Genomic DNA, 6,000 nt, shown 5'->3' with positions numbered 1-6,000 from the left:
GCATCGTGATCGTGGAAGCGCCGCGGCTCGGCCCACCCTCGCCTGCATCATCCAGAACCAGCCCCAGCTGATGCCAATCCACCCCGCCATGACTGCAGAACTGGCCGTCCTCAGCCATCATCACCGAATTGACGAGAACCGGCGCGACATCATCGATACTGACCCATCTGCGATCCACGCCCTGCAATAGAACGTAGTCCTTGACCATCAAGGTCGAAATCGGGCGGACGAAGGGCACGGAATACACAAGAAGCAGGAAAATCGGCAGCACGGCTAGAATCACGAGAATCTTGAGCGCGAGAGCAATCCGCCGCCCCCAAACGGGGTCTGCCAGATAATTGCGTCCGTTCTTGCTCTTGAGGATGATTTTCGCCACGTCCACCCGCCTGCTGCGCCTCCAAGCGACATAAACCATTCCTTAACAAGTTTGAACCCGATTCCATAATCCAACCGGGAAAACCAGTCGCAACACGCTGTTTCGTGACGTTCAAATGAAAAAGCCTGTGCTGATCGTTGTGGCCAGTTGACCAATTCAGCGCTTTCGTCCATCCCCTTTGCCATGGAAAAGCTGTCGACCGATTTCACCGCCGTTCTCAACCATCGTGCCACGGAAGTGGAAATGGCACTGACGGGCCTTCTGGACCAGCGCCTGCGGACAGGAGAAATCGCCCGCCCGGAACGGCTGCTCGCCGCTATGCGCCACGGTGTCCTGAACGGCGGCAAGCGCCTCCGGCCTTTTCTCGTTGTCGAAAGTGCCGCTTTGTTCGGCAAAAGTGGCGACGCTGTTCTGCGTGTTGCTGCCGCACTCGAATGCATTCACTGCTATTCGCTTGTCCATGACGACCTGCCAGCTATGGACGATGATGATCTCCGGCGCGGTCAGCCGACCGTGCACAAGGCATTTGATGAAGCCGCCGCCATTCTGGCGGGTGACGGCCTTTTGACCTATGCTTTCGACATTATCGCGTCAGATGAAACCGATCTCGATGCAGCAATTCGCGTGCAGCTGGTTTCAGCGCTTGCCCGCGCATCCGGCCTCGGAGGTATGGTGGGCGGACAGGCTCTAGATCTGATGGCCGAAACCAGCAAGCCTGACGAAGCCGGCATCATCACGCTACAGGCAATGAAGACCGGAGCGCTGATCCGTTTCGCCTGCGAAGCCGGAGCCATCATCGCCAATGCATCCAGCGAAGACCGCGAGCGTATGGCCGAATTCGGTTCGGCCATCGGTCTGGCCTTCCAGCTGGCAGACGATCTTCTGGATGTGACCGCCGACGCTGAGGCGATGGGCAAGGCCACCGGCAAGGATGCCGCCGCTGGAAAAGCTACGCTTGTTTCACTCCACGGCATCGACTGGACGCGCAAACAATTATCCGGCCTCGTCGCTCAGGCGGAAAGCCTGCTGACGCCCTTCGGCAAGGACGCCGATATTCTCAAGCAATCCGCCCGCTTCATCGCCGAACGACAGAATTAACAACGCCTCAAGACGCGATCTTCCGGTCAAGCCCGAAGCGGTTTTCGATGTAATCGGCAACCATCTTCTGAAATTCTTCGGCAATGCCAGGGCCGCGCAGGGTCGTGACCTTCTTGCCATCGACGAAAACCGGTGCGGACGGCGTTTCGCCCGTACCGGGAAGGGAAATGCCGATATCGGCATGCTTCGATTCGCCCGGACCATTGACGATGCAGCCCATCACCGCCACCGACAGCGCTTCCACACCGGGATATTTCTCGCGCCAGACTGGCATGTTGCGCCGAATATCGTCCTGAATGGTCTGCGCCAGTTCCTGGAACACTGTCGACGTCGTGCGTCCGCAACCGGGACACGCCGCAACGATCGGGATGAACTGACGGAAGCCCATGGTCTGCAGAAGCTCTTGCGACACCTGCACTTCGCGGGTGCGGTCGCCGCCCGGTTCCGGGGTCAGCGAAATGCGGATCGTATCGCCAATACCCTGCTGCAGCAGAATGCCCATCGCCGCCGAAGAAGCAACGATACCTTTGGTGCCCATACCCGCTTCGGTCAGGCCCAGATGCAGTGCATGATTGGAACGCTGCGCCAGCATCGTATAGACGGCGATCAAGTCCTGCACCTGACTGACCTTGGCAGACAGAATGATCTTGTCGCGGCCAAGACCGATCTCTTCAGCAAGATTGGCGGAAATCAGCGCCGACTGCACGATGGCCTCGCGCATGACTTCCTGTGCACTCAATGGCGCGCCGACGTCCTGATTGCGGTCCATTAGCGTGGTCAGGAGTTCCTGATCGAGCGATCCCCAATTGACGCCGATACGCACCGGCTTGTCATAACGGATCGCCATTTCGACGATATCGGCGAACTGCTTGTCCTTCTTGTCCTTAAAGCCGACATTGCCCGGATTGATGCGATATTTTGCAAGCGCTTCCGCGCAGGCCGGATGATCGGCGAGCAGCTTGTGACCGATATAATGAAAGTCGCCGACCAGCGGCACGTCATGGCCAAGACGCTCCAGCCGTTCGCGAATTTTCGGAACTGCGGCCGCCGATTCATCACGATCCACCGTAATGCGCACGATTTCCGAACCGGCACGGTGAAGTGCGGCCACCTGCGCGACCGTGGAATCCACATCTGCGGTGTCCGTATTGGTCATTGACTGCACGACGACGGGCGCTCCGCCGCCGACGATAACGCCACCGACACTGACGCCAACCGACTGGCGGCGAGGAAATGGATGCGAAAAATAGCTGACGGTCTCGGAAGACATTTTACTCTGTTCTTAACTGTACCTGTTTTCAGGTGGCGCAGCGCGACGCGAATGTCAACGCCCGCATTTATCTGGGTCTGCGTATATCCGGCTTTCGCTTTATATAATCGCTTGCCGAGGCAATGTCGCCCTCTCATTATGTCGTGATTGACAAGGAGGAGCCGCCAATGACCAACCCATCTGCCCGCAAGGCCGCAATCATCACCGGATCGAATTCCGGGATCGGACTTGGTATAGCCCATGCACTGGCGGCGGCAGGACACAACGTCGTGATCAACTCATTCACCGACCATGATGAGGACCATGCGCTCGCGGCCAAGCTGGGCTCGGAACATGGCGTCAGCGCGGTCTATATCGCTGCCGACATGTCGAAGGCCGACCAATGCCGCGAGCTGATCGCAGAAACGGTAGAGCAGTTCGGCAGTGTGGACATTCTCGTCAACAATGCCGGTATTCAGCATGTATCTCCGGTCGAGGGATTTCCGACCGAGCAATGGGACCGCATCATCGCGATAAACCTGACATCGGCCTTTCACACCTCGGCTGCCGCGATCCCGCATATGCGCAAGGGCGGCTGGGGCCGCATCATCAATATCGCTTCAGCACACGGCCTCGTGGCATCGCCGTTCAAATCGGCATATGTGGCCGCCAAGCACGGCATTGTCGGCTTCACTAAAACGCTGGCGCTGGAACTTGCAACCGCAAAGATCACCGCCAATTCCATCTGTCCCGGCTACGTTCTGACCCCGCTTGTCGAGGCACAGATACCGGACCAGATGAAAGCCTATCACATGGATCGGGAAACCGTGATCCGCGACGTGATGCTCGACAAGCAGCCGACGAAGGAATTCGTCACTACCGCACAGATCGGCGCCGTGGCCGTTTTCCTCGCAAGCGATGCGGCAGCGCAGATCAACGGCGCTGCCATTCCCGTTGACGGCGGCTGGACGGCGGAATGAACTCAGTATTTGGAGGCTAATGTTTTTGATCCGCGTATCGGGCCAGACTTGAGAAGGCCAGCACCACCAGCAGCAGAGCCGGAAGCGCCAGAAACACCACGCCGAAGCCACTGTGCTTGGCAACAAAGCCAATCAGGGAGGGCGCCACCAACATGCCGGAATAACCGAGCGTTGTGGCTATCGACAGCCCGACGCTTGGGTTGACACCCGGCATGTTGCCAGCCATCGAGAAGGCTATCGGCACCATATTGGAAATGCCGATCCCGCAGATCGCAAAGCCGACAATCGCGGTTGCCGAGCTGTTTCCGAAACCGACGATCAGCATTCCGATGATAGCGATGATCGTGCAGGCGCGCAGCGTTTTAACCGCACCGAAACGATCACGCACCAGATCGCCTGCAAAACGCATGATCGCCATTGAACCCGAAAATGCCGCAAACCCGAAGCCCGCGACCGTAACGGACGCGCCCAAGTCCTGGCGCATATGATAGGCGCCCCAATCGAGAATCGCCCCTTCCGGCACCATGGAAAACAGCGCCATGACACCGACAAGCCAGGGTAGAGGACTGCGCGGCAAGGTAAGTTTCTGCTTTTCGCCACTGGGGTGATGATGCTCCGTATCCGGAATGATCGAAGGCCAGGCAATGGCGATCAGGATGGCGGCGACAATCGTCGTGACCAGCGCATGAACGGTCGACCCGAATTGCGCGATGAGAAAACCGCCCGTCGCGGCACCGATGAGACCGCCAAGGCTCCAGAAAGCATGGCAGGAGGACATGATCGCCCGGCGCATCTTCTTTTCGACGGCCACCGCATTGGCATTCATGGAGACATCCATCGCAGCCATGGTCCCGCCGAAATAGAACATCACGATCACAGCCGTGACCACATTCGGCACCAGCGCGATCACCAACAGTGCGGGGATAAAGGTAAGTGCAAAAATGCGCACCACAAGGCCCGAACCGCGATGTGCGGACAGAGCGCCTGCAACAGGCATCATGGCCAGGGAACCAAGGCCGAAGACGAGGATCATCAGTCCCATACCGGCGCTGTCGAGCCCCAGACGCGCGGCGAATTCCGGGATTTTCGGGGCCCAGCCACCGAAAATATAACCGTTCATCAGAAAGAGAAGCGCAACGGCAATCCGCTCTCTGGTTATAATCGGCGCACGCGCAGGCGCCGCATCTTCTCGTCCGGAAACCTGTTCCATCTATCCCTCAGTTGCGGTCCGCTGCCGCACGTAAAATCTTCATACCTGATGCCGCATAGGGCGCAAGCGCTGCTTCATCCGCATCATATTCGACAGCCATGACACCGACATCAGCCAAGGGAACGACGTCATGGGCGGCAACCGTACCAAGCTTGTCGCTTGTAATGGCAAGCGCCACTATCCGGCTGCGCCCGGCAATCACCCGTTTGAATTCCGCATCGTCCAGATGCAGTGCCGTCACGCCGATTTCGGCGGCAATACCGCACGCACCCAAAACACAGAGATCAGGGCGCAACAATTCAGCATCGCGCAAGGCACGCGCACCAACGGCAGCACTCACCCGCCGGTCGATAGGTCCGCCGATCATGATCAGCTCGATCTCCGATGAGCCCATGAGAATTGCAGCAATGGACGGCGTATTGGTGACGACGGTAATGGCTTCACCGCGTTCGACCAGAAGCCGCGCCAGAGCCGTGTTCACCGAAGACGCATCGAGAAACACGGTCATGCCGGGTTCGACCAGTTCCACCAAGGCTGCGGCCAGTGCAGCCTTCGCCTGTGGTCGCTCGGAATTCCGTTCAGCAAGCGGAGAGGGCTCAGGCACCGCGCGCAACGCGCCGCCATAGACACGCCTGCAAAGCCCCGCCGCCGCCATCTCGCGAAGATCGCGCCGGATCGTATCTTCGGACACGCCGAAGCTTTCCGCCAATTCAACCGCCAGCACACGGCCCGACTGTTGTAGCAGTTCCTGAATGCGCGCCTGTCTTTCGTGAAGCAGAAGCTCTGTCATCATCACCATCCTATCATGCACAATCATGCATAAATCGGCACAAACATGCATAACAGATTTTGAGAGCCCTGCAACCGCAAACGAAATACCGCGCCCTGTAACGGGCATGACCTTGCAAGCTTATTGGTTCAAAGAATATGCTTCCTTTTCCCTCATCCTGAGGAGCCGTTGAAAACGGCGTCTCGAAGGGCGAGAGAAACGCAGAGCGCCTACCCTCGTCCTTCGACAGGCTCAGGATGAGGGGGAAGCGTGGTGCGCAGGAGCCTGAAACTATCCCGTCCCAGCTGAATCCAAAAA

Annotated in this window: 6 protein-coding genes; 2 read left to right on the top strand and 4 right to left on the bottom strand. The window is 58.4% G+C overall.

All coding sequences use genetic code 11. The features are described from left to right. The coding region (locus JNC70_RS16720) for a transglycosylase domain-containing protein (RefSeq protein ID WP_374788729.1) at positions 1-376 on the bottom strand (376 nt) is incomplete at its 3' end. A gap of 183 nt (positions 377-559) precedes the next feature. Here JNC70_RS16720 and JNC70_RS16715 point away from each other — a divergent pair. Then, a complete protein-coding gene (locus JNC70_RS16715) occupies positions 560-1,474 on the top strand; it encodes a polyprenyl synthetase family protein (protein ID WP_104756570.1) in 915 nt (304 codons plus the stop codon). A 7-nt stretch (positions 1,475-1,481) separates the two neighbouring features. Here JNC70_RS16715 and ispG read toward each other — a convergent pair whose 3' ends face one another. Then, on the bottom strand, positions 1,482-2,744 hold the full coding sequence (gene ispG / locus JNC70_RS16710) for a flavodoxin-dependent (E)-4-hydroxy-3-methylbut-2-enyl-diphosphate synthase (RefSeq protein WP_104756558.1): 1,263 nt from the start codon (positions 2,742-2,744) through the stop codon (positions 1,482-1,484). A 167-nt stretch (positions 2,745-2,911) separates the two neighbouring features. On the opposite strand from ispG, the gene JNC70_RS16705 reads away from it, so the two are divergent. After that, positions 2,912-3,703 carry a 3-hydroxybutyrate dehydrogenase gene (locus JNC70_RS16705; protein ID WP_104756557.1) on the top strand — a complete coding sequence of 264 codons (792 nt, stop codon included), beginning with the start codon at positions 2,912-2,914 and terminating at the stop codon, positions 3,701-3,703. 16 nt (positions 3,704-3,719) lie between these two features. Here JNC70_RS16705 and JNC70_RS16700 read toward each other — a convergent pair whose 3' ends face one another. Both JNC70_RS16700 and JNC70_RS16695 read right to left on the bottom strand, forming a co-directional pair. After that, on the bottom strand, positions 3,720-4,913 hold the full coding sequence (locus JNC70_RS16700; protein ID WP_104756556.1) for an MFS transporter: 1,194 nt from the start codon (positions 4,911-4,913) through the stop codon (positions 3,720-3,722). 7 nt (positions 4,914-4,920) lie between these two features. Continuing rightward, on the bottom strand, positions 4,921-5,706 hold the full coding sequence (locus JNC70_RS16695) for a DeoR/GlpR family DNA-binding transcription regulator (protein WP_104756569.1): 786 nt from the start codon (positions 5,704-5,706) through the stop codon (positions 4,921-4,923). Positions 5,707-6,000 lie beyond the last annotated feature (294 nt).

Origin of the sequence: Brucella oryzae (assembly GCF_041929965.1) — a bacterium.
In the GTDB taxonomy this organism is placed as follows: Bacteria; Pseudomonadota; Alphaproteobacteria; order Rhizobiales; family Rhizobiaceae; genus Brucella; species Brucella oryzae.
Note: the sequence above shows the minus strand (reverse complement) of the source record. Positions and strands in the feature narration are given on the sequence as shown.